General features: G+C 74.9%; 1 protein-coding gene. It reads left to right on the forward strand.

Annotation, left to right across the window (positions count from 1 at the left end; genetic code table 11):
* A partial coding sequence (locus tag IG05_RS0140720; protein WP_030349136.1) for a type I polyketide synthase occupies positions 1 to 3,653 on the forward strand: 3,653 nt, incomplete at both ends.

The following is a 3,653-nucleotide window of genomic DNA, read 5'->3' on the forward strand; positions in this document are numbered from 1 at the left end:
GTCCAGCGCTCACCCGGTCCTGGTGCAGCCGGTCAGCGAGATCGTGGACGAGGCGGGGACGGAGGCGGTCGTCACCGGCTCCCTGCGCCGCGAAGAGGGAGGCCTGCGGCGGCTGTTGACGTCGGTCGCCGAACTGTTCGTCAAGGGCGTGCCGGTCGACTGGACCGGAGTGCTGCCCGAGGGCGCCGGTGACGCGCACGTGGACCTGCCGACGTACGCCTTCGACCACCGCCACTACTGGCTACGGCTGAACGGAGCGAGTGACGCCACCGCGCTCGGACAGGCACCCACGGAGCACCCGCTGATCGGTGCCGTCGTGGAAGTCCCGGAGACGGGCGGGGTGTTGTGCACCTCCCGGCTGTCCTTGCGCACGCACCCCTGGCTGGGGGAGCACACGGTCGGCGGAGTGGCCCTCGTTCCGGCGGCGGCCCTGGTCGAGCTGGCGGTGCGGGCCGGTGACGAGGTCGGGTGCGGAACCGTGGACGAACTGACGGTCGGCGTGCCGCTGGTGCTGCCGGAGCAGGGCGGGGTACGCGTCCAGGTCGCGGTCGGCGGCGCCGACGAGAGCGGCTGCCGTACGGTCACCGTCTACTCGACGCGTGAGGACGCCGCCGAGGTGAGCGGGGCGGAGGCCTGGGTGCGGCACGCCACCGGGGTGCTGACGGCGACGCCCAAGCCGGGCGAGAGCCCGCTGGCCGACTTCGGTGCCTGGCCGCCGGCCGGTGCCCAGCGGGTCGACGTGGAGGCGTTGTACGGCGGCCTGGCCCGGCGCGGTTACGAGCACGGACCCCTCTTCCGGGCCGTGCGCGGGCTGTGGCGGCTCGGTGAGGAGATCCTCGCCGAGGTCGCCGTACCCGAGGACGAGCGTGAGGAGGCCGGGCGGTTCGGGCTGCATCCGGCGCTGCTGGACGCGGCCCTGCACCCGGCGCTGCTGGACGCTGCCGCGGCCGACGGCGGCTCGCGGGTGTGGCAGTACCTGACCTGGCACGGATTCGCGCTGCACGCCGTCGGCGCCACGACGCTGCGAGTGCGGATCACGCCGCAGGGCAGGGACGCGCTGGCGCTGGAGGCGGTCGACCCGGCCGGCGGACTGGTGCTCCGGGCGGGGTCGGCGGAGGTGCGGCCCCTGTCCGGCGAGCAGTTGGAGAACGCGGCGGGTACGGCGAGCGACGACTCGCTGTTCCGTGTCGAGTGGACCGCGCTCCCCGGAGCCGATGCGCCGAGGGGGGAGCCGCCGGCCTGGACCGGGGTGCGTTCCGCCGCCGACGTCACTGCCTTGGCGGAGGGCCCGGCCACGGCTGCGGAACTGCCCGCGCTCGTCGTGCTGGAGGCCGTGGCGGCCCACGACCGGGACGCGGACGATCCGGCGCCGGCCTTGACGAACCGGGTGCTGGCGGCCGTGCAGGCATGGCTGGCCGCCCCCGCCCTGGAGTCGACCCGGCTGGTCGTGGCCACCCGGGGCGCGGTACCGGCCGGTGCCGACGGTGCGGTGACCGACACGGCGGGCGGCGCGGTGTGGGGCCTGATCCGGGCCGCGCAGTCCGAGAACCCGGACCGGATCGTGCTCCTCGACGTCGATCCCGCCCTCGACCCGGACACCCCGTTCGAGAGCACCGCCGACGTCCTGACGCGCGTGACGACCGACACCGAACCCGAACTGGCGCTGCGCGGCGCAACGTTGCTCATACCCCGGCTCGCCCGAGCCACCGCCGCGGGCCGTGACCAGACAGTGGCGACGGAGCTCGAGGCACCGCCGGCGCTCGACCCGGAGGGCACGGTCCTCATCACCGGCGGTACCGGCTCGCTCGGCGGACTGCTGGCCCGGCACCTGGTCACCCGGCACGGCATCCGGCACCTCGTGCTGGCCAGCCGCCGCGGCCGAGCCGCCGAGGGCGCCGCCGAGTTGGCCGCCGAGCTCACCGAACTCGGCGCAGTTGACGTAAAAGTGGCGTCCTGCGATGTCACGGACCGCGACGCGGTCGCCGCCCTGCTGACCCAGGCCCGCCGGGGCGGCCGTCCGCTGACCGGAGTCGTGCACACCGCGGGCATCGCCGACGCCGGAGTGATCGGCACCATCCGGCCCGAGCAGGTTGCGCGGGTGTTCGCACCGAAGGTGACAGCGGTACGGCACCTGGACGAACTGACCCGCGAACTCGTCCCGGAACTCGCTGTGTTCGTCGTCTTCTCATCCGTCTCCTCCGTCTTCCTGGGCGCGGGCACCGGCAGCTACGCGGCGGCCAACGCCTTCCTGGACGCCGTCGCCCAGCAGCGCCGCGCCGCGGGCCTGCCCGCCACCTCGCTCGCCTGGGGCCTGTGGGACCAGGCCACCGGCGGTATGGCGGCCGGCATGGACGACCTCACCCGCAGCCGGATGAACCGGCGCGGCGGTGTCCTGCCCATGTCCCCCGACGAGGGCATGGACCTCTTCGACGCGGCCCTGCGCACCGGTGAGGCCCTGCTCGTCCCGGCCAAGCTGGACCTGCGGCAGCTGCGCACCGACGCCGGCGCCGGCCGGGCCGTCCCCACGCTGCTGCGCGGCCTCGTGCGCACGGGCCGGCAGACGGTCCGTGCCGCGGCCGGCGACAGCGGCGGCGGCCTGGCGGAGCGGCTGGCCGGGCTGGGCGCGGCCGAGCAGGAGGGACTGCTGCTGGACCTGGTGCGGACGCACGCGGCGACCGTCCTCGGCCACGCCGGACCCGAGGGCATCAAGCCGGAGACCGCCTTCCGTGACTCCGGATTCGACTCGCTGACCTCGGTCGAGCTGCGCAACCGGCTGCGCGAGGCCACCGGCCTCAAACTCGCTGCCACCGTCGTCTTCGACCACCCGAACCCCCTGTCCCTCGCCCGCCACCTGCACGGCGGGCTGGGCGAGACCACGGCGACCGCCCCGGCCCCGGCCCCGGTGGTCGCCCTCGCCGACCCGGACGAGCCCATCGCGATCGTCGGCATGGCCTGCCGGCTCCCCGGCGGCGTCGACAGCCCGGACGACCTGTGGCGGCTGGTGTCCGAGGGCCGGGACGCGATGTCCGGCTTCCCCGACGACCGCGGCTGGGACCTGAGCGGCTTCTTCAGCGACGACCCGGACCAGACCGGCACCTCGTACGTGAGCCAGGGCGGCTTCCTCTACGACGCCGCACTGTTCGACGCCGGCTTCTTCGGCATCTCGCCGCGCGAGGCGCTGGCGATGGACCCGCAGCAGCGGCTGCTCCTCGAAACCTCCTGGGAGGCGCTGGAACGGGCCGGCATCGACCCGCTCTCCCTGAAGGGGGCGGATGTCGGCGTCTTCTCCGGCCTGATGGGTCAGGGCTACGGCACCTCGGGGCCGGTACCGCCCGAGCTGGAGGGCTTCACCGGCACCGGAGGCATGGGCAGTGTCGCCTCCGGCCGCGTCGCCTACGTCTTCGGCTTCGAGGGCCCCGCGGTCACCGTCGACACCGCTTGCTCCTCCTCCCTGGTCGCCATCCACCTGGCCGCCCAGGCGCTGCGCAGCGGCGAGTGCTCGATGGCCCTCGCCGGCGGCGCCACCGTCATGGCGACCCCGGGCACCTTCGTCGAGTTCTCGCGGCAGCGGGGTCTGGCGTCGGACGGGCGGTGCAAGTCGTACGCGGACGCGGCCGACGGCACCGGGTGGGCCGAGGGTGCGGGTGTGGTCG

Origin of the sequence: Streptomyces sp. NRRL S-1022, assembly GCF_000720135.1 — a bacterium.
Lineage (GTDB): Bacteria > Actinomycetota > Actinomycetes > Streptomycetales > Streptomycetaceae > Streptomyces.